We start from the raw sequence: 18,907 nt of genomic DNA on the forward strand, positions 1-18,907 counted from the left end.
TTCTATGAATGGAGTGTATTTGGCCAAATTTATCATACATAAAAAGAGGATAAGCAAGCACGTCTTTTGCTCGCAAAATCCCAATAGGCCAATATAAATTCAAAAAATTACTTTTCCTGCTCTCTCTTCGCATTCAAGCTATATTACACTAAAACCCAAAAAGGAGTTTAACCAGGAGATTGGTAATGACGGACCCAAAGTCTAAACATCCAGGGCGCATGCCCGTGTTATTCATTGGTCATGGCTCACCGATGAATGCAATTGAAAAAAATGACTTTACTGAATGCCTTCAACAATTAGGAAAACGCAGCCCACTGGCTAACTGAAGGAACTTGGGTGACTCACATGGTGCACCCAGATAATGAAACCTGGGGATTGGATCATGGAACATGGTCAGTGCTGCGTCATTTATACCCTAAAGCCAATATTCCTGTAGTCCAGCTGAGCATATACTTAGAACAATCTGGAGCATATCATTATCGTATTGGCCAACAATTAAAATCGCTGCGAGAACAAGGAATACTCATTATAGGTAGTGGTAATGTCGTACATAACTTGCCTGAAATTGCCTGGGGGAATGCTCCAAAACCATACCCAGGGGCAATTAAATTTGATGCATGGATAAAAGAAATGCTCATTGCTCCAGATGTCCACGCCTTAACGACATATTGAGCCTCACAATGCCCCCGCGCTAGCCTAAAGGCTGAGCCAGACTTAACTCACTTTAAACGTATCAGATATACCTTCATAGGAATAAATCTGTTGATTCCAACCCATTTTATAATGCCCTGAATGATAAATACGATAACTACCTGCAGGAGTATTCTTGGCGATTTTCCAATAAACATGTCCATAAGCATAGGCTATACCTATACGCTCCCAACGATAAACCGTATTAAAATCCCAATCATGAGCAATCGTTTCCCATTCGCCATTAGGAAGTAAATGGTGTACCTCCAAAAAGCCTTTCATCGTTTCTAAATTATTACGTGGGTGCCCTGCCCAAAAAGAAACATGGGCAATCTCCCCGGGTTGATATTCTTCTTTAGGTTGCTCATGCACACTGCCAAATGGAATCACCGGCCATTTATCATCAAACAGCACAGGAAAAATCAAACTTCCAGTATTAGAGCTTAAATCTTCGGGTAGGGGCCCTGTATCGGTTTCTCGTTGATTCATCATATCAAGTGCTAAGCCTTTAAAACCCTGCAAATAAGCAGGCAAAGTCCATTTACCAAATGCCGTAAAACCACCTTCGTAATTTTGTTGGCTATATTCCTCTGGCGTAGTAACGTAACCCGCATAAGAATTACTCAGCCCGGCAATAACTACATGGGAAACCTGGCCTTGAAACGTCTCTTTCAATAATTTTTTTAGCCTACGTCCTGACATAGTAGTAAATTCACCGGGAACACCCGCAATTACTAAATGACCAATTTTAAATAGTTGGATGGGCATATTATGAGGAACCCACGCCGGTTGATTCAGTCCAACTGCCAGTAAAATGGGTTTAGGATTCTGACATTCCGTCATTTCTGGAGTAGGAGTAGCAATAATATTGCGCAAGAAATTCACAAAAGAATCAGACTCTAATTGACCTTGACTGAATAAAAACTCGAAGCCCACCCCATCTGAAGTACCCGCACCAAAAGAATAGCCCAAAGCCGCGGTGCACGTGGATTGCTCTTGGCTTCCCGTAAACTCACTTCGTACCTTCGTATGTTCCATATCTAAATATTGATGGCGGTACTCCACACCCTCACCAATGGGCTCATTAGCACTCGCGAATAACCCTTTGGCTTTTTTATATTGGCGTTTGCCGATGACATAGGTATGGTGAATATCAACGCAAGTCATTTCACCACAAAGACCATTAGCAACCGTATCAAAAATATTAGGACTTGCATCCCCTTCATTCGCCTGAGCAAAAGCGGCAACAAAGGTCTTGTCTTGCAGACAATTACTACGCATCTCTTGCTCAAAAAGATAAGAAGCATAGCCCTTATTATCACCACTAATCAGGGTATTATCCTTACTCATCGAGACAGGATGTACCGCATGCCAATTAATCATACCGATAGGCTCACCCTGAGCGTTTACTAACTTGAGCAAGGTAAACGATTTATCCGTGTTATGCTCATACAAAGCCCGCTCTTCTTCGGGATTTTTTAAGTAGGCTTTAAGGGAACGATTTTTTGTAGTATTTGTTAGTTCTGATTCTTCAATGTAAATCGTACCCGGCTCCAAATTATTATGCGCACGAATAATAGATTGGGTAATTCCATTTACCACCACATCATAGTTATCTTTATAGAAACCACGAGCGGTGAAATTATATAAAGTCTCAAAAGCATAACCTCCAGGTCCCGCATGCGTATGCGTAGCACTAATCATTAAGTTTTTATCATGATAAAGCGCACCAAAATGCTCTTTTAATTTTTTAACCACACCCTGTTTGACTGACTGAAAGGCCATGCCCAAATCCGCGCTAACAAAAACCACACGCTGATCTTTCGCTGGAGAGGCGATAATAAAAGCCCGTGACCATAAACGAGAATGGATCCCCGTCGTTAATTGCAGCGGGGCTGCATACCCCATCATATTAATTTCCGCTGCAGCACCGGTAATATCATAAATCCCAGCACCAATTTGAAAAGGATAACTCTCTGCGTGACTCGTATTGAATAGTAAAAAACTGGCTATATAGAATAATCTTAATCCCTTAGTTCTGCCGGAATTCATCTCCCCTCTCCTTAGAAATGCTTTGTTATTAATGGGACCCGTTGGTTAAGCAGTGTGATAGACAAAAGACCGTATTCTTGTGGCTAGTCCTTGAGACACCCCTCATAAATTATCACCACTCTCGACTACCGTGGTCCGTTAATAAATGTCCCAAGAAATATACTGCCTTAAAAATTCTTTTTTACAACTGAATTAAAAATAGATAATTTACTAACTCCGTCAGCATGCTATTAAAATCTAACCTATCGATTTTAAAAAAATGTGCGTGATTCCTTTATGAAATCTCCTTCATCATCCATGTATCACAACTGTAATGCCCGGTATCTCCCAGAGGCGCGGATAAATAACTAAATCCGAACTTACAATACAAGGATATAGCTTGGGTCATATGAGACAGAGTTTCTAAATACATTGTTTTATAGGTGGATTTAGCTTCGTTAATCGCAATATTTAATAACTCATTACCAAGCCCCCGTCCTCTAGCCTCTTTATCTAAATACATTTTTCTTAATTCACAGATCCCAGCATTTGTACCGCTCAAGGGTGCAAATCCTATTCCACCGATAATCCTATTATCTTTTTGGACCACAAAGTAGGATTTTCCTTGCTCCTGATAAAACTCATACATCGACGCTGTTTCTTCATCCATGTACGCAAATCCAGGCCTATTCGCACCAAATTCACTTAATACCGATTTGATTAAAATACACAATTGCTCATTATCTTGTGGCTCAATAAGACGTATGCTGATACCTTGAAGGTCACGAGACTTTTTCAAAGCCCGGCTATAAAGCTGTATTCCTTCAATTATTTTCATCCGCTCTTCTGGGGTGACATAGTTAAAAGCGGATAGAACCTGATTTCTCGCATTGGCATTAATCTCATTGATCTTCTCTACACCCAAACTAGTAAGATAAATAGGTTTATTTCTTTTATCATGTTCTACTTCATAAAAATCAACATATCCCAGACTGGTTAAAGACTTAACTAAGCGGCTTACATAGGATTTATTAATTCTTAAGTTTTTGGCTAACACCTGTTGATCAATAGCCCCATGGCGATCACACTCCAGCAGCAAATGAATTTGCGCAAAATTTAAATTTTCATTTTTACTCGCTTCATTTAAAAAACCAAATTCCCGTATAAGCTCTCGTGAATAAAATCTTAACTCATCTATTGCCTCTATATTCATAAACCACCCCAGTTAGTTTCATAATGAAACTATATAATGATTATGGAAACCATTCAAGAATAAAATAATTTTAACTACGGAATGACCTGGATATTTACTTATACTCACTCTCGTAAAATTTACTTATTTGAAAATTTTATCAAAGGAAACGATATTTCTTATGAAAAATAAGTTCTTCAAACTTAATAAATCTAAAAAGAACAAATGCGTCAACAAATAAACATCTCATCCTCTGAGACACATTTATTACTCCAATTTAGAAGACAGGACATATATATCCTTTGTCATAAAATAAATAATTAAGAGTTATTTTTGTGAAATATAGCCTCTAAATCATATTTCTCTAAGGCAGGCCCATCTCCCTGCCACCTTAGGGAGTTATTTTTCCCAGGCAGCGAATGATTTAATTCTGTACAAATCGAGGTTTGGGTTCATACTTAATTAAATACAACAGAGAATGTGTAACTAGGTACTCATTTACTCAAGGAGGAGGAATAATAAAATTATTTTCACTATTCTGAACTATTTTTTATGTTGGTAATTAAATAAGAAAGTACAGGGAGAGGCAAAAATGGATGATAATCTATTGATAGGTGTTTTTTTTACAAAAGAAAGCGCGGAAAAGGCATATCAAGAAGCCTTAAATGCCGGTTACCTAAAAAATGAAATTAACATCATTATGACTGAAGCCACAATGAAAGAGATTTATGGCGATTTAATCCCTTCTCAACTTTCATCTTCCGCAAGCATTGTGCAAAGCAGCTCAGTCGGAGCAATTACGGGAGGAATTATTGGCCTTTTAGCAGCTCTTGGCACCAATATCTTTATTCCCGCTATTGGATTGATTATTGCAGGGCCTCTTGCCGGAGTGGTAACAGGAACCTTAATGGGAACATTAATTGGTTTAGAAATATCAGAAATTCAAGCTCAAGACTATGAAGAAAAGCTAAATAATGGAGCTATTATTTTAAGCTTAAAACAAAAATCCGATGGAGAGCTCCATAAAATTTGGCGAGAATTGGAGAAAACATAGAAGTATAAAAATTTTTTTCAGCGTTCCTCATTAAGGATTAACCGGCGCTTTTTGCCCAACATTGGCATTGATTCCATACAACTTCCTGTAAAGAACTACTTTCATTAAAAATAGTCCTCAATTGTTCAGCATCATTTTTTTTATTTTTTATTTCTTCTTCTAATAAAAGAAGCGATTTCTCTGTTTGTAGTTTAGGAGCATATTTTTTTATTTTTTTTAAGGTATCCAGTATGTCTTGATCAATTAAATAGTGTTGCTCACTAGCAACATCAATAATATCCCCATTAAATCCATATCGACTCGCCTGAAAGTAATTGTAGCCATAAAAGGAATATAAACTGGGACAAATTTCTATAGGCTTTTCCTCTAAAAGATAAAAAGCCAAGGTTTGCACATACGCAGCGATTAAAATTGCCGTGTTTAATGTTAATGGAGTATCACAAACTCTAACTTCTACGGTGCCATACAAGGGTTGCGGTCTAACATCCCATAAAAAATCCCCAAACTCTTTTACTGCCCCTAAATCGCGCATTTTATAAAAATAGTTAGAAAAATCCGACCAGGTTTTAAAAAAAGGAATGACTCCGCTAAAAGGAAATGCCTTAAAAAGAGTTGATCTTGAGGAGGCAAACCCCGTATCCACTCCTTGGTAAAAAGGGGACGAGGCTGCAATGGCAATAAAATGAGGCACAAAACGGGAAAGTGCATGTATGAGATACAATGCCTCCTCAGCATTATTACAGCCGATGTGCACATGTTGACCAAATACAGTTGCCTGTTGTGCTAGAAATTTATATTTTTTACCAAAGGAAGCAATTTTTTTATTTTTAACATAAAGGTCTTGCGTGCTCCACTGATCGAAAGGATGCACCCCGCCTCCGCAGAACGAAATATTTAACGCTGATGCTTGAGCGGATAAAAAACTATATAGTTTTTGAAACTCTACATCTAAATCAGCGACATTTGAATGAATTGAAGAGTTAATCTCAATCATGCTTTCAGCCAGCTCAGGCTTAATTTGTTGTTGATAGGGACTTCCCTGGATACTCTCCAAAACTTCACTGGCACGCGAAATTAACGAAAATGATTTCGGATTAATAATTTGAAACTCCAATTCCATGCCAATTGAGAAATTTGAAGATTCTTTAAAGAGTAATTCTTTCATCGTATATCCTTATCTCAAGTTACGTCCCTTTTGAACATGAGGAAAAACAAAACATTACCTGAGTGCGATTTTGTATTGATTTACAGTGTTCCTATCCCCTTCTGGGGGCTTTTTATAATGACAAAGTCTAGCCTTTATCCATTAGGTTTTATTAAAGTGTAGAAGAATAATGAATAAAAAAAATCAAAAAGCTAACATTTATATCTGGACTATAATATAAGAATGCTATGTTTTTGATGTATCACAAAATAGAAGCGAGAAGCATATGTGCCGATTCGTAGCCTATATTGGGAAAGAAGACATATTATTATCCGAGCTTTTAATTAAGCCCAGCAATTCTCTGGTCAAACAAAGCCTTATTTCCAGAGAATCAAGGACGGTGACTAATGGGGATGGATTTGGTTTAGGATGGTATACTTCCTATAGCAAAACACCCGCCCTCTTTACCTCATTATTTCCTGCATGGAATGACCAAAATTTAAAATATCTTGCAAAAAATACCCGAGCCTCCATTTTTTTTGGTCACATAAGAGCTGCGAGTACAGGCGGCATTTCTCAATTTAATTGCCATCCCTTTATTTATAAAAATTGGCTGTTTATGCATAATGGATGGATTCCTCATTTTGAAAAAGTAAGACGCCAAATTCAAAATTTACTAGATGATGATATTTATAATTGGATAAAAGGAACAACCGATTCGGAGTTAATTTTTGCTTTATTTTTGCAATTGGCAAAAAAAATAAAAATTAGAAATGTAAGTGATATCCATGCAGCTTTATTCGAGACATTGCATGTTATTAATAACATAGTGAACACGCATTATAAAAATGGGGTGTGCTATTTTAATATTTGTATTACTAATGGAAAACATACCGTTGCTTTTCGTTATTGCACCTCTGCTCAAGCTAAACCTGAAACAATGTATTTCTGTGAGGATGCGATTACAAAGCATGTAATTATAACCTCAGAAAAACTGTCTTCTAAAGAAATGAAATGGATAGCTATCCCACGCAATACGGGCTTGTTAGTTGATTCTGACTTTAACATTTCGCTAAAAGACCTTAGTTAGTAATAACAAACAACCTAAGTGAGATTATAGCAATGTGGAATAGCTTTACTGTTAGTTAACCTGCAATAGTGTCACCTCCTAAAATAGGAATAATTAATCCGCTGATGTATCCTGAGTCTGCATTAGACGCAAGAAATACGTATGCCGGAGCAATTTCTTCTGGCTGTGCGGGTCTGCCCATGGGCGTATCCGCACCAAAATTTTCTATGTCCTTATCGTTTCTTTCCGCAGGGTTTAAAGGCGTCCAAACCGGCCCTGGCGCAACACAATTAACCCGAATCCCCTTTTCTACAATATTTTTAGCAAGAGATTTGGTAAAAGCATGGATAGCTCCCTTTGTTGATGAGTAGTCCAATAATTCCTTGCTTCCCTCTAATCCGGTAATGGAACCGGTGTTGATAATAGCACTTCCCTCTTTCATATGGGGCACCGCAAATTTACAGAGATAATAATAGGCATAAATATTACTCATAAATGTTTGATTCCATTGTTCTATACTCAGCTCATCAAGATTAGGTTGATGTTTTTGAAAAGCCGCATTATTTACAAGAATGTCAATTTTTTTAAAATGCTCCATAGTGTTCGCCACTACATTTTGGCAAAATTCAGCGTTCTTTAAATCTCCTGGAATAAGCAAAACTTCTCGGCCTAAGGTTTGAATTTCCTGTTGAACTTTCTCAGCATCCTCTTTTTCTTCTGGCAAAAAGACCAAGGATATATCTGCCCCTTCGCGTGCATAGAGTAAAGCGACTGAGCGGCCTATCCCTGAGTCCCCGCCCGTGATCAATGCCACTTTATTTTTTAATTTTCCAGCAGCTTTATAAGAGTCAGCCTGATACTGTGGCTTAGGATTCATATTAGCTTCGATTCCAGGGGGAGTAATGGGTTGTGGAGGGAATGGGGGTTTTGGCTTATGAGTCATGACCAGCCTCCTTGCTTTGTATGATTTATATTTTTAACCTAATTTAATGAGGTAAATGTTTAGGTACCAGTCTCTGACGAGCAGAAACTGGTAGCTTCCTTAATTAATAATCACGGTATTTTTCCCATTTTGAAGTCAAATTACTATCGGGTAACGTTTCATTGACCCCTAAAGCAATACCACCTGATTGAATTTCTGTTTCAATCACCTTGGCTTTATCTTCAGAGATACCCCAACCAATGAGAGAGCCGACTAAGCCACCGGTAATGCCACCTGCGCCAGCTCCAGCAAGACCAGCCGCAATAGGACCTGCTATCACTAAGCCTAAACCTGGAATAAGAAGACTGGTTCCAAGAGCCGCTAATGCTCCGACAATTCCGCCTACCGCAGCACCTGTTGTTCCTCCTACGGCCAATCCTTCAGATGCTTTAGAGCCTTCTTTAACTAAGACCGAATTGTAATATTTCTTCCTTGAGTCTTCGGACATCATCACAGTGATGTCTTGAGGTGAGTAGCCGGCATCAATGGCATCTTGATATGCCTTTTCAGCGGCTTCAGGGGTATTAAATACTTCGGTGGTAATATGCATGTCTTTGTGTTCGTTCATTGTTTGCTCCTTGATTGATTGATTATTTATCCTTCCTTTTTTACTGTACACAATGGTAAATTATAGACCAAAATACCATCACACCAAAACCTTTTGCGTTACAAAATAGATTCTTTAACTCTACCCAACAAAAAAATATTGAATAACAACAGAAGATAAATGGGTCTTAAATCTTAAATGACAGGATTTAAACCCTGTCATTCAGAAGTCGAATTAATTATCTTTATAGCAATAAATTTCCTTGTCGCCAGTATTTACGGGCTTTAATACTAAAGGCTCATCCCCACCACCTTCCGTCTTATTCATAAGACAACGGTAACCAGAGAACGTATAATAATAATTACCCTCGGGCATTAAATATCCTTTAGGGGTGGTATAAGTTTTACTGTCTTCATCTACGGTTATAGGAATGCTTTTCCATGTATTGGTTTGGGTATTAATTATATTTTCCGCAAAAGCAGACGAGACAAATAAGGTCAATAGCGCACCTAGAATAGTTTTTTTCATTACAATCTCCCTTGAACGATAAAATCCTGTTTAACTACTCGGTAAACTTCCACATAAACTATAGTATGAAATACCACCTTTGTGGATTATTACCGAACAACTAAAAATCATTTTATACTGTTATGGAATATTCAATGGAGAAAACTCACCTCACTTCCTCGCTTTTCATTATACGTTAAGAAAATTATCTTCTGTGTAATTAGGGACTTTCAGCATTTTTTTTGCCTTAATGAAGAAAAGAATGACCTATTAAATTCTTGCAATATAATTTAAAGCAGCTATTCTCAATGAAGAACCTGTCTTTTTAATGAGCATTTTTTTGCAAGGAGTGCAAATGAATAATATTAAAGGGATAATATTTGACATGGATGGAGTGGTTACTCAGACCGCAACTCTTCATTTTGAAGCATGGAAAAACACCTTAGATGCATTTTTACTCGAACTAAATCCTACAGAGGATGAGCTGTTTACTGAGAACGATTATTTTTATTACTTAGATGGCATGCCGCGAAATGAAGGCCTCTCTAATTTCTTAACTTCTCGTAAAATTACATCTGATGCTCATCAAGAGAAATGGATCAGTCATTTGGCGGACAAAAAAAATGACTATTTTCAAACACTATTAAAAAAACACCCTGTAAATTATTTTCCGGATACGCTGCAATTTATTGAGTTTCTATTATTAAATCAGTATCAAATTGCACTCATATCTTCCAGCAAAAACTGCATTCCTATTTTGAAAAGTGCTCAGATTGAGCACCTTTTTCCTATATATGTAGACGGAATTATCTCGGAACGATTAAATATTGCCGGAAAGCCAGAACCCGATATTTTTCTTGAGGCCGCGAAGCGATTAAAATTACAGCCTCAAGAATGTTTAGTTATTGAAGATGCTCTTTCTGGAGTAAAAGCTGCCAAAAAAGGTCAATTTGGGAAAGTAATCGCACTTGATAGAAAGCAAAAATTATATTCTCAATTTCTTGAATTAGAACCTGATTACATTCTTCCTGATTTGTCCAAAGCGCCACAACTTTTTAATAATGACAATTCCGATAATAAACAGCCAATATCAGGATTGGCCGTTCTACCATCTATTCATCAACTGATGAAACATTGTTATCAATTTATTATTTTTTTAGATTATGACGGCACCCTTACCCCAATTGTAGATAGACCGGAGCAGGCGATTTTATCTGCCGCGATGCATGATTGCCTGAGCAGTCTTTCCCAAGAATATCTAACCGTGATTATAAGTGGACGAGCGCTTAATGATTTAAAAGAACATATTAATATTTCCACCCTTTTTTATTCAGGAAATCATGGACTTGAATTCATGGGGCCTCGCTCTTATTATCAAATAGGTGCGGCGTTTAAAGAAGAAATAGAAGAGCTCGACTGCTGCCTATCCAAAAAGTTTAACGGCATTTCGGGTTGTCTTATCGAAAATAAGACCTTTTCGCTCTCTGTTCATTATCGTTTAGTAGATAAAGAAAACCTAGATTTAATCGAAAAGCAAATTGATGCTGTCTTATTAAATTACCCCCGATTAAAAAAGCATTACGGCAAAAAAGTATATGAAATCAGACCCAATATATTATGGAATAAAGGCATTGCATCGAATGCTATTTTAGAAAAATTTAAATTAAATAATCCTCATTTAATCCCTATATATATTGGTGATGATGTGTCTGATGAAGATGCCTTTGAAGTTTTTCAAACAAAAGGTATTACCATTAAAGTAGAGCAAAATCCCTTAGATACTAAAGCAAATTATTTTTTAAATTCACCTTTAGAAGTACAAAGGTTTCTAACCCAACTATCTTTTTTAAAGGAAATTTAATATGAATCCATGGATAATAAGCTATCGCAGCTTTAATGATTCCTCCGTTCGCTTAAAAGAAACTCTTTTTACCTTAGGGAATGGTTATGTGGCTACTCGCGGAACATTTGAGGATAGCAAAGACCCCATTCATTATGCAGGAACTTATTTGGGTGGGGTATACAATCGAAATATAAGCCAAATCGCTAATCAACATTTAATTAATGAAGATTTAGTTAATTGCCCTAATTGGCTACCCCTAACCTTTAAGGTTGAGGAAGAGGATTGGTTCGAAATATCGAATGTTACTTTGTTATCTTTTAAGGAAATGCTCCACTTCAAAAAAGGACTGCTAAAGCGTTCATACCGAATACAAGACCATAAAGGGCGTATTTTTGTCATCAATAGCTTACGTTTTTTAAGTCAACATAATCCCCATTTAGGGGGTATTCGCTACAGTATTACTGCTGAAAACTGGTCTGGAAAAATAACCCTTCGTTCCTCTCTTTATGGTGAAGTAACAAATAATGGTGTCCCTCGCTATCAAGAATTAAACTCTCAACACCTTGAAATAATGAATAAGGGAGTTAGTAAAGAAAAATATCTTTATCTCCAGGCAAGAATGCTGCAATCACACCTTGAAATTTCAGAAGCAATAACAACCAAAATATATAAAAAAAGTCAGTTAATTAATTGCCCCTCTCAAATAAAAGAAGAAACAAATAACATCCATGAGGAATTTGAACTTGTTGTAGAACCCTATCAAAAAATAACCGTTTATAAATTAGTAAGTATTTTTCATTCAAAAGATTGGGGGATTTCTGAAAATTTGTATGATGCAATCAAGCTGCTTACTGCTAATAACAATTATAATCATCTATTAAAACAACATATTCTTGCCTGGTCTTCACTATGGGATAGAGCGGATGTTAAAATAGAAGGTGCCCCCCAAGTACAACAATTGGTTCGCTTTCATATTTTTCATACCCTGCAATCTTTATCAAAACACAGCATGCATATCGATTGTGGAGCGCCTGCTCGAGGATTGCATGGTGAAGCTTATCGCGGCCATGTGTTTTGGGATGAACTCTTTATTTTGCCCTTCTTTTTTTTCAATTTTCCCGAAATTGCTCGCTCCCTACTGATGTACCGTTATCATCGTTTAAATGCAGCACGCTTATTGGCCCACGAGAATGGCTTTCGAGGAGCCATGTTTCCCTGGCAAAGCGCCAGTAATGGCGAGGAAGAAACACAGAAAGTTCATTTAAATCCTAAATCAGGGAAATGGGGGCCGGATCAAAGTTCTCGCCAGAGGCATGTAAATATGGCAATTGCCTATAACATTTGGAATTACTATGTAATTACCAAAGATGAGGAGTTTTTACAGGAATATGGCGCGGAAATCATTCTTGAAATAGCCAAGTTTATTAATAGTATGACAATTTTTAATCCTGAAAGGAATAAATTTGAAATTCATGGGGTGATGGGCCCTGATGAATATCATGAGCAAGGAATAGAGCCTAATGCAATCGGATTAAAAAATAACACCTATACCAATGTCATGGCGGTCTGGGTGTTAGAAAAGGCTCTTGAGCTAAAAAATATTTTAAATCAAAACCAATATCACTATTTGGTTGCTCTTTTAGATATCCAGGAATCAGAGACTGAACGCTGGAAAAGCATTATAAAAAATATGTTTATTCCCTTCCATGAAAAGGTTTTAAGTCAATTCGAAGGCTATGAAAATCTCAAACCCTTTGATTGGGACACCTATCAAAAAAAATACACGTTATGTGAGCGATTAGACAGAATTCTTAAAGCAGAAGATAAAAATTCTAACGAATACCAAATCGCCAAACAACCCGATACCTTGATGCTCTATTACCTTTTGGAAGACAAAGAACTTACTCGTCTGTTTCATCAATTAGGATATGATTATTCTGAGGATACTACTCGTCGCACCATCGACTATTATTTATCACGAACTTCTCATGGTTCTACTTTAAGTAAAATGACGCTTGCCGCCATTCTTATGACTAAAGATATGTCTTTAGCCAAAAAACTATACCAAGAGGCATTACACAGCGACATTGAAGATACTCAAGGAGGTACTACCGAAGAAGGAATTCATCTAGGGGTAATGGCAGGAACTATTTCTTTATTAACCAAGAATATGAGTGGGATTATCTTCTATTCCCATTATTTTAGTTTAAATCCTCAACTTCCATCGTGGATAAAACGATTGACGTTCAAACTGGTTTATCATCAAAATTTATATGAAATTGAATTATTTCACACCGGATGTAGCGTTAAATTAGTTAACCAGAGAACAAATAATTTTAAAATTTTAATTAAAGACAAATTTGTTCCGGTGTTTTTAAATAAAAAAACCACCATTTTCTACCATGAAATATCCTCGAGAAATAATAATTATGTACGTCCAGTCAAGAGGAATTATCTATGATAACCATGGAGAAAGAATGGCTTGAGTTTTTAGAACAAAAGCCGCAATGGGAGGGGCCCCAACGAAGAACCATTCTTTTAACTCCTCACCCTGATGATGAAACATTAGGGGCTGGAGGCTTAATTGCGGATTTGCGCAAACGACATATCGATGTTTCAATTATTGCGGTTACCGATGGAGAGAACTCTTGTCCGCAAAACCAAAATATGCGCACCATAAGGCAGTTGGAGCAAGAGCAAGCGCTTCAATTCTTAGGTGTGAGTAAAGAAAACATTATACGTCTGAAATTAACGGACAGCTCGGTAAAGTTTGCCGAAAAAGAGTTAGAACACTTGCTTTTACCGTTAATTCATCAAAAAGATCACATCCTATCCCCCTGGTTGGGTGATTATCATTCAGATCATGAAGCCGTAGGTCGTGTGGCTTTAAAAATAGCGCAGCGAAAAAAAGCACAGTTGAGTTTTTATTTTTTTTGGACTTGGCATCATTCATCGATTAAAGATTTGGAACAATTTGCCCTCCACACCTACTCATTAAGTGATGAGTCATTTTATTTAAAACAAAATGCATTAAATTGTTATGTTTCTCAATATTCGGAGGACTATGGTAAGGCTATCTTACCTCCTCATCTATTAATCCCGGCCCAACGCCCTTTCGAGGTGTATTTTCCTTATGAATATTAAAGCCGAATTTTTCGAAATGATGTATCAAAATAACTCTGACCCTTGGCAATTCGCCTCAAGCGCGTACGAATTAAATCGTTATCAGAAAATTTGCGACATTGTACGTAATCAACGCCCTCATTATATTTTTGAGGCGGGATGTTCTATCGGTATTTTAACGGAAAAACTAGCTCAGATAGCTCACGTTGTTGAGGCAATTGATATTTCCTCTACGGCCGTAGCACTTGCCCAAAAAAGGTGTCATGCATTCAACAATGTTAAAATCCAATGTGATTCACTAAGCAACTATGTACCCAACCCACGTACAGATTTATTTATTCTAAGCGAGATTGGTTATTATTTTTATCCGGAGGAATGGGAAAATATTATTAGAAAAATCATTCTCACCCAAAGCTCCTCCTTTCATCTTCTCGCTTCTCATTGGTTAGGAACATCATCCGATCACCTCATCAGTGCGGATGAAGTGCACTCTATAATTTGCTCTTTAAACGTTTTTCAATTAAAGCGAAGTGTGCGTACCAAAGATTTTCGCTTAGACTACTGGGAAAAAAATAATGATTAAGCACCTCTCCATTCTCATTCCAGCTAAAAATGAAGAAAAGCTTCTACCACGATGTCTTTATTCAATTATAAAAGCTATCCAATTAATTCCTAAATCCATTCATACAGATATAATTTGTTGCGTTGATTCCTCAAAGGACAATACCTTTAAAATAGCACAAAACATCATTGGTTCTCAGGGCATTGTTTTAGAAATTAATGAGGAGAATGTAGGCTTTGCAAGGCGATATGCCACTGAAGAAGCTCTGAGTCGTTATAAAGGTTCATTAGAGGTTTGCTGGTTAGCCAATACGGATGCCGATTGCGAAGTTCCTAAAAACTGGCTGGCCAATCAGCTCGTATGGGCAAATCAAGGAATTCATGCCCTTGCAGGAGTTGTCAAAGTAGATTCCTACTCCGAACATGAATCCCAAGTTCCCGAATTGTTCCAAAATCAATACATCATTTATGAGGATGACTCCCACCCTCACATTCATGGTGCCAATCTGGGTATCCGTGCCGATGTTTATCAAAGGGTCGGAGGTTGGAAACCTCTGGTTACGGCGGAGGATCATGATCTGTGGAATAGGTTGAAAACCTTAAGTTTGAATTTAAAATCCCATGCTGATTGTTTTGTAATTACAAGTGGTCGCAAACAAGGACGTGCCCCTCATGGATTTGCGGAAAAACTCACCTCATTCAATGGACGAAACTATGGATAATTTAGAGATTGAAGTACGTAAACTAGTACAACAAACCGACCTCCTACCTAAAAACATAAATCCTATAGAGCGTTTATTACACTTATTTAATGTAGGCCAGATGGGATTATCTTTAGCAAAGCTTGCAGAGGCTCATTGGGATGCGCTATCAATCTTACACGAAGCCAATCATCCGATCAAAACAAATGCCTTATATGCCGTATGGGCATCCGAAATTCCTCATCATCCTTTAACTCTCAATAAAAAAAATACTCAATGGGTTCTAAACGGCACTAAGATGTTTTGTAGTGGAGCAGGAATGGTAGACCGAGCCTTAATTACTTCTGAGGGATGGCTCCTTGACGTAGATTTAACTCACCCCTCATCCAAAGAGCATATTGAGGTAAACAATGAGTCGTGGGTTACTTCTGCGTTTAGAGATACCAATACTGCCACCCTGACATTTACCAATTTTCCACTGGGTGAACAAAGCTTTATTAAAAATAAAGGATGGTATCTTGCTCGAGAGGGATTTTGGCAAGGAGCTCTAGGCCCAGCTGCTTGCTGGGGGGGAGGCGCTGCGGGACTCGTTGAGTATAGTCTAAACAACTCTCGACAAGATGCTCATACCCTGGCTCATATTGCTGCAATGGAATCTAATATTTGGACGATTCGTTGTGTTTTAGAAGGTTCAGGGAAAGAAATAATGCAAGGATTAAACTTCATGCAGCTACATCAATTAGCATTAAGAACACGCCATATAATAGAGCAACTGTGCACCGATATTTTAACCCGCTTTGCCCGTACCTATGGCCCCTTTCCTTTAGCCTGTGATGCATTAATTCATCAACGTTATGAGGAGCTTAACTTATTCTTACGTCAAAATCATGGTGAACGCGATTTAGAAACCTTAGGAAAAACTTATAAGCAGATACAGCACATGTGAAAGAGTATTTACGCGCCTCAATTTGTTGAAGATATCGATTAGAGCTTTTCACTACTCAGAGTTCTAAGCTTTCACCTCGCCTTATGGAGATCGCAAAAAAGTTAAAAATTTCTCATCGAACGATTGAAGAGCACACCGTTAATCTGCGCATAAAATTTGAGGCCAAAATGTATGGGAGTTCGTTGCCAAGCTTACAATTTATTTAAATTACTGTTAACTCGTGTCGCTGTTTTAGGTACGATCCTCCGCTTAATAGCAATAAAACAATAATGTAATTATCAGCTCCCTAACAAGACCAAAACGCTCATACAAAAAATAACCATTAAGCTCTTTCTTTGATTCTATCGGACAAAGGTACTACACTTAATAAATGGATCGCTACCCCATTTTTCCAAGGAGAGAATTATGAACAAAATAATTATCTTATTAGCAACATTATTCTTCTCAAGCGTCTACGCCACTTCTTCCTTAACCGGTTCAGAAACAAATACCACCAATTCTAATTCGGGCGCAGGCAATAATACAATGGGTACAGATTCTACCCCAGGCCCAAATTCAAACAATAACAATACGAACAACAATAACAATCCCAACGGCAATAACACCACAACGAATCCCAATAATTCAGGAAATTCTGATGGAACCACACCAAATAGTGGTTCAGGTAACACCCCTAGCTATTAATTGCACACCTATTTTTAGACTGGGTATCGATCCCTTTTAACGATTCAGCTACGGAGTTCTTCATGTGCGGAATAGCCGGTTGTTTTCAACTAAAAAATCATTTCCCTATACCTTCTATAGGAAAAATACTCGAAAAACAAAATTCTCGGGGACCGGATAGTGAAGGGTACTATTTCAATGAACGATTAATATTAGGCCATAAACGACTTAAAATAATTGATTTAAGCGAACAAGCAGCTCAACCCATGATAAATAAAGAGCTTGGCCTTAGCTTGGTATTTAACGGAGAAATTTATAATTTTCTTGAGCTTCGTAAAAAACTTCAGCAAAAAGGCTATTATTTCCAATCCTCGGGAGATACGGAAGTAATACTGAAAGCCTATGATGCTTGGGGAAAGGATTGTTTACAATATATAGAAGGAATGTTTGCCTTTGCATTATGGGATGAGAAAAGAAAAACGTTAATCCTGGCCAGGGATAGACTCGGCATTAAGCCTCTTTATTACGCCGAAACGCCTCATACTTTTCTATTTGCTTCAACACTCCCAGCCCTTTTACAATCCCCAGACATTGACACGAGAATAGATAAAGCTGCATTACATTATTATCTAACTTTTCACAGTACTCCGGAACCATTGACTCTTATTCAAGGGATTAAGAAGCTTTCCCCAGGAACAGTATTGTCGCTTAATGAACATGGAAAAAAAGATATTAATTACTTTTGGAAATTAAACTACGCTGATCGCATCAATTATTTTCGCAAAGAAGAAGAGTGGATTGCAGAATTAAAAGAAACATTAAATTTCGCGATTCAAAGACAATTCGTGGCCGATGTGCCAGTGGGCGTTTTTTTATCAGGTGGCTTAGATTCCTCTTTATTAGTAGCTCTTGCCTCCCAGCTAAAAGGCCATAGTCTGCATACTTTTTCTGTAGGATTCGATTCATTTAACAATGAAAAAGGGGATGAATTTATCTATTCAGACAAAGTAGCTCAACAATTTGGCACAAATCACCATAAACTCTGGATTCCAAATAAGAAAGTTGAAAGCACCCTGAGCAATTGTATTGCTTCAATGTCTGAACCAATGGTTAGCCACGACAACATTGCCTTTTATTTACTGTCCCAAGAGGTTGCGAAGCATGTAAAAGTAGTTCTTTCCGGCCAAGGTGCTGATGAAATTTTCGCCGGTTATCATTGGTTTCAAAAACTACCCACTACCCCCTTAACCGACTCACAATCAGCCAAACTAATGCTTAAGGTGATAGCAGATAGAAATTATAACGAATACAAACAATTAATCGCTAAAGATTATTTAGCACCGAATCTAAGCCATGAGTTTTTACTGAATTTATGTAAGGAAAGCGGCTCCTCTAATCCTATTGAACAACTCATTCTGTATGAAAGTACAACGGCATTAGCGAATGGCCCATTAAGCAGAGTCGATAATATGTCGATGTCAGCAAGCCTCGAAGCCAGGGTCCCTTTTTTAGATGAACAATTAGTTCAATTAGCTTTTTCTATGCCGCTAAAATTTAAACTACCCAACGACGGAAAATATATTTTAAAACAATTGGGAAGACAGCTTTTGCCTAAAGAAATAGTTGATAGACCCAAAGGTTATTTTCCCGTCCCTGCAATTAAACATCTTCAAGGAAAAATCGCCTCGCTCATGGAAGAAATGCTTTCTCCAAAAACCATAGAAAATAGAGGGATTTTTAATTCCCATACGGTCCAGGCGCTGAGAAAAACTAATCACTTTACCCCTACGGGCGGTTCAAAACTTTGGCAAATTGCATTACTGGAATATTGGTTACAACAACAAAATCTGTGAG

Annotated in this window: 18 protein-coding genes; 12 read left to right on the top strand and 6 right to left on the bottom strand. The window is 37.5% G+C overall.

Going from position 1 to position 18,907, the window contains the following annotated elements; all coding sequences use genetic code 11:
• Positions 1-185: 185 nt before the first annotated feature.
• Positions 186-326 (top strand): hypothetical protein, encoded by a 141-nt coding sequence (locus ACD661_RS11140; protein ID WP_400187940.1) that lies wholly within the window; start codon positions 186-188, stop codon positions 324-326.
• A gap of 19 nt (positions 327-345) precedes the next feature.
• Positions 346-672 (top strand): DODA-type extradiol aromatic ring-opening family dioxygenase, encoded by a 327-nt coding sequence (locus tag ACD661_RS11145; protein ID WP_400187941.1) that lies wholly within the window; start codon positions 346-348, stop codon positions 670-672.
• A 42-nt stretch (positions 673-714) separates the two neighbouring features.
• On the opposite strand, the gene ACD661_RS11150 is transcribed toward ACD661_RS11145, so the two are convergent.
• Positions 715-2,742: a neutral/alkaline non-lysosomal ceramidase N-terminal domain-containing protein gene (locus ACD661_RS11150; protein ID WP_400187942.1), complete on the bottom strand. Its 2,028-nt coding sequence runs from the start codon at positions 2,740-2,742 to the stop codon at positions 715-717.
• 274 nt (positions 2,743-3,016) lie between these two features.
• Positions 3,017-3,934, bottom strand: a complete 918-nt coding sequence (locus tag ACD661_RS11155) for a bifunctional helix-turn-helix transcriptional regulator/GNAT family N-acetyltransferase (protein WP_400187943.1) — start codon at positions 3,932-3,934, stop codon at positions 3,017-3,019.
• 571 nt (positions 3,935-4,505) lie between these two features.
• Here ACD661_RS11155 and ACD661_RS11160 point away from each other — a divergent pair.
• Positions 4,506-4,967, top strand: a complete 462-nt coding sequence (locus ACD661_RS11160) for a hypothetical protein (RefSeq protein WP_400187944.1) — start codon at positions 4,506-4,508, stop codon at positions 4,965-4,967.
• A 37-nt stretch (positions 4,968-5,004) separates the two neighbouring features.
• On the opposite strand, the gene ACD661_RS11165 is transcribed toward ACD661_RS11160, so the two are convergent.
• On the bottom strand, positions 5,005-6,132 hold the full coding sequence (locus ACD661_RS11165) for a YbdK family carboxylate-amine ligase (RefSeq protein ID WP_400187945.1): 1,128 nt from the start codon (positions 6,130-6,132) through the stop codon (positions 5,005-5,007).
• 265 nt (positions 6,133-6,397) lie between these two features.
• On the opposite strand from ACD661_RS11165, the gene ACD661_RS11170 reads away from it, so the two are divergent.
• The gene (locus ACD661_RS11170) at positions 6,398-7,201 is read left to right on the top strand and encodes a class II glutamine amidotransferase (RefSeq protein ID WP_400187946.1); all 804 of its coding nucleotides are present in this window, start codon (positions 6,398-6,400) and stop codon (positions 7,199-7,201) included.
• A gap of 55 nt (positions 7,202-7,256) precedes the next feature.
• Here the strand turns inward: ACD661_RS11170 and ACD661_RS11175 are convergent, their stop codons facing one another.
• The 3 genes from ACD661_RS11175 to ACD661_RS11185 all read right to left on the bottom strand — a co-directional run bounded on the left by ACD661_RS11175 (position 7,257) and on the right by ACD661_RS11185 (position 9,237).
• Positions 7,257-8,123: an SDR family oxidoreductase gene (locus ACD661_RS11175; RefSeq protein ID WP_400187947.1), complete on the bottom strand. Its 867-nt coding sequence runs from the start codon at positions 8,121-8,123 to the stop codon at positions 7,257-7,259.
• Positions 8,124-8,226: 103 nt separating this feature from the next.
• Complete coding sequence (locus ACD661_RS11180) at positions 8,227-8,730, bottom strand: hypothetical protein (protein WP_400187948.1); 504 nt, start codon at positions 8,728-8,730, stop codon at positions 8,227-8,229.
• Between the two features lie 213 nt (positions 8,731-8,943).
• Entirely contained in the window at positions 8,944-9,237 is a 294-nt protein-coding gene (locus tag ACD661_RS11185) for a hypothetical protein (protein ID WP_400187949.1), read from the bottom strand.
• 334 nt (positions 9,238-9,571) lie between these two features.
• Between ACD661_RS11185 and otsB the strand changes: the two genes are divergently transcribed.
• The 8 genes from otsB (at position 9,572) to ACD661_RS11225 (ending at position 18,906) form a co-directional block, all read left to right on the top strand.
• Entirely contained in the window at positions 9,572-11,077 is a 1,506-nt protein-coding gene (otsB, locus tag ACD661_RS11190) for a trehalose-phosphatase (RefSeq protein WP_400187950.1), read from the top strand.
• Between the two features lies 1 nt (position 11,078).
• Complete coding sequence (locus ACD661_RS11195) at positions 11,079-13,520, top strand: glycoside hydrolase family 65 protein (protein WP_400187951.1); 2,442 nt, start codon at positions 11,079-11,081, stop codon at positions 13,518-13,520.
• Positions 13,517-14,203 (top strand): PIG-L deacetylase family protein, encoded by a 687-nt coding sequence (locus ACD661_RS11200; RefSeq protein WP_400187952.1) that lies wholly within the window; start codon positions 13,517-13,519, stop codon positions 14,201-14,203. The genes ACD661_RS11195 and ACD661_RS11200 overlap by 4 nt, the downstream gene beginning before the upstream one ends.
• On the top strand, positions 14,193-14,765 hold the full coding sequence (locus tag ACD661_RS11205; RefSeq protein WP_400187953.1) for an SAM-dependent methyltransferase: 573 nt from the start codon (positions 14,193-14,195) through the stop codon (positions 14,763-14,765). The genes ACD661_RS11200 and ACD661_RS11205 overlap by 11 nt, the downstream gene beginning before the upstream one ends.
• Positions 14,758-15,465, top strand: a complete 708-nt coding sequence (locus ACD661_RS11210; protein ID WP_400187954.1) for a glycosyltransferase family 2 protein — start codon at positions 14,758-14,760, stop codon at positions 15,463-15,465. Before ACD661_RS11205 ends, ACD661_RS11210 begins: the two co-directional genes overlap by 8 nt.
• Entirely contained in the window at positions 15,416-16,390 is a 975-nt protein-coding gene (locus ACD661_RS11215) for an acyl-CoA dehydrogenase family protein (RefSeq protein WP_400187955.1), read from the top strand. The genes ACD661_RS11210 and ACD661_RS11215 overlap by 50 nt, the downstream gene beginning before the upstream one ends.
• Before the next feature lie 405 nt (positions 16,391-16,795).
• Complete coding sequence (locus ACD661_RS11220; protein WP_400187956.1) at positions 16,796-17,074, top strand: hypothetical protein; 279 nt, start codon at positions 16,796-16,798, stop codon at positions 17,072-17,074.
• 62 nt (positions 17,075-17,136) lie between these two features.
• Positions 17,137-18,906: an N-acetylglutaminylglutamine amidotransferase gene (locus ACD661_RS11225; RefSeq protein WP_400187957.1), complete on the top strand. Its 1,770-nt coding sequence runs from the start codon at positions 17,137-17,139 to the stop codon at positions 18,904-18,906.
• Position 18,907: the final 1 nt, after the last annotated feature.

The organism is Legionella lytica, assembly GCF_044626755.1.
GTDB lineage: Bacteria > Pseudomonadota > Gammaproteobacteria > Legionellales > Legionellaceae > Legionella > Legionella lytica_A.

Bases quoted from the DNA above. Each gene is read 5' to 3' on its own strand.
- ACD661_RS11225 (WP_400187957.1), top strand. From the start codon at position 17,137: ATGTGCGGAATAGCCGGTTGTTTTCAACTAAAAAATCATTTCCCTATA.
- ACD661_RS11215 (WP_400187955.1), top strand. From the start codon at position 15,416: ATGGATTTGCGGAAAAACTCACCTCATTCAATGGACGAAACTATGGAT.
- ACD661_RS11160 (WP_400187944.1), top strand. From the start codon at position 4,506: ATGGATGATAATCTATTGATAGGTGTTTTTTTTACAAAAGAAAGCGCG.
- ACD661_RS11205 (WP_400187953.1), top strand. From the start codon at position 14,193: ATGAATATTAAAGCCGAATTTTTCGAAATGATGTATCAAAATAACTCT.
- ACD661_RS11140 (WP_400187940.1), top strand. From the start codon at position 186: ATGACGGACCCAAAGTCTAAACATCCAGGGCGCATGCCCGTGTTATTC.
- ACD661_RS11150 (WP_400187942.1), bottom strand. From the start codon at position 2,742: ATGAATTCCGGCAGAACTAAGGGATTAAGATTATTCTATATAGCCAGT.
- ACD661_RS11185 (WP_400187949.1), bottom strand. From the start codon at position 9,237: ATGAAAAAAACTATTCTAGGTGCGCTATTGACCTTATTTGTCTCGTCT.
- otsB (WP_400187950.1), top strand. From the start codon at position 9,572: ATGAATAATATTAAAGGGATAATATTTGACATGGATGGAGTGGTTACT.
- ACD661_RS11180 (WP_400187948.1), bottom strand. From the start codon at position 8,730: ATGAACGAACACAAAGACATGCATATTACCACCGAAGTATTTAATACC.
- ACD661_RS11175 (WP_400187947.1), bottom strand. From the start codon at position 8,123: ATGACTCATAAGCCAAAACCCCCATTCCCTCCACAACCCATTACTCCC.
- ACD661_RS11145 (WP_400187941.1), top strand. From the start codon at position 346: ATGGTGCACCCAGATAATGAAACCTGGGGATTGGATCATGGAACATGG.
- ACD661_RS11220 (WP_400187956.1), top strand. From the start codon at position 16,796: ATGAACAAAATAATTATCTTATTAGCAACATTATTCTTCTCAAGCGTC.
- ACD661_RS11200 (WP_400187952.1), top strand. From the start codon at position 13,517: ATGATAACCATGGAGAAAGAATGGCTTGAGTTTTTAGAACAAAAGCCG.
- ACD661_RS11170 (WP_400187946.1), top strand. From the start codon at position 6,398: ATGTGCCGATTCGTAGCCTATATTGGGAAAGAAGACATATTATTATCC.
- ACD661_RS11165 (WP_400187945.1), bottom strand. From the start codon at position 6,132: ATGAAAGAATTACTCTTTAAAGAATCTTCAAATTTCTCAATTGGCATG.
- ACD661_RS11155 (WP_400187943.1), bottom strand. From the start codon at position 3,934: ATGAATATAGAGGCAATAGATGAGTTAAGATTTTATTCACGAGAGCTT.
- ACD661_RS11210 (WP_400187954.1), top strand. From the start codon at position 14,758: ATGATTAAGCACCTCTCCATTCTCATTCCAGCTAAAAATGAAGAAAAG.
- ACD661_RS11195 (WP_400187951.1), top strand. From the start codon at position 11,079: ATGAATCCATGGATAATAAGCTATCGCAGCTTTAATGATTCCTCCGTT.